Source organism: Limosilactobacillus coleohominis, assembly GCF_016901675.1.
Taxonomy (GTDB): Bacteria; Bacillota; Bacilli; order Lactobacillales; family Lactobacillaceae; genus Limosilactobacillus; species Limosilactobacillus intestinavium.
In genome coordinates, this window is the sequence record NZ_JACJKU010000163.1 from 1 (window position 1) to 1,047 (window position 1,047).

Annotated in this window: 1 protein-coding gene; it reads right to left on the minus strand. The window is 35.2% G+C overall.

Features of this window, described 5'->3' with window-relative positions:
• Nucleotides 1-339: 339 nt before the first annotated feature.
• A complete protein-coding gene (locus tag H5975_RS08320) occupies nt 340-822 on the minus strand; it encodes a universal stress protein (protein WP_178662337.1) in 483 nt (160 codons plus the stop codon).
• Nucleotides 823-1,047: the final 225 nt, after the last annotated feature.

Sequence of the window (1,047 nt, forward strand, 5' to 3'; positions counted from 1 at the left end):
GTATCTGAATTCCCGGCCACTTAAATGTCTTAACTGGCGCACACCAATCGAGATCTTCCTGCTTAATTTACGTCATTAAATTCGTTCAAGTTATTTCTTGCAATCTGCCAAAATAAAGAAAGGTTCTTTGTCAATCGGTACTGATAATAAAATTGGTTCTACACCAAATGGTGTTGGTTAGAGATTTTTCATCTCTATACCAATGCCATTTGGTGTAGAACCTCAATATGAGCAGTATCTAGTTGCCTAGAAAAATATTTATTCAATTATTAAGCCAGAATATTCAACTTCCAACTTTTTGGGTACACGTCATTGGAATTTTTCCAATCCTATTTTTATTTACTTTTTAGTTACTTCAACAGGCTTATTATTCAAATCAGTTCGAATAACCATCACGTCACATACAGCTGCACGGGTAACAAATTCAGTAACTGATCCGATCAAAATACGTTCAACTGCATTTAAACCAGTAGCACCGATCATAATTAAATCAGCGTTAATTTTTTCTGGAACGTCACGAGCAATGATAGTTTTTGGTGCACCATATTCGATAGTATAACTAACTTTATCGACACCTTGCTTTTTAGCATAGTCAACGTATTCATCTAAGGTCTTTTTAGCTGTCTTGGTAACTTGTTCAACCATTGAACTATCAAAACTAGAAATATTTTGGAAAGCTCGGGTATCAACAACGTGAAGTAAGTGAAGCTCTGTGTCTTCACCATTACGCTTAGCTACGGCGACAGCCTTTTTAAATGCTAATTCGGCTTCTTCAGAGCCATCAACAGGTACCAGAATCCGACGATATTGTTGTACAAGCATGATAACAACCTCCTGTATATTTGTTACATTTATTTTACACCATTTCACTTTATTTCGTAAAGAAAAGGAGGTTTCTTAACAAAACCGTAGAACAGAGCCAGACAAAAATGACGAATAAAAAGGTTCTACACCAAATGGTGTTGGTTAGAGATTTTTCATCTCTATACCAATGCCATTTTTGTGTTTTAAACAAAAAAACAGAGGTAAACCTCTGTTACAATGAAA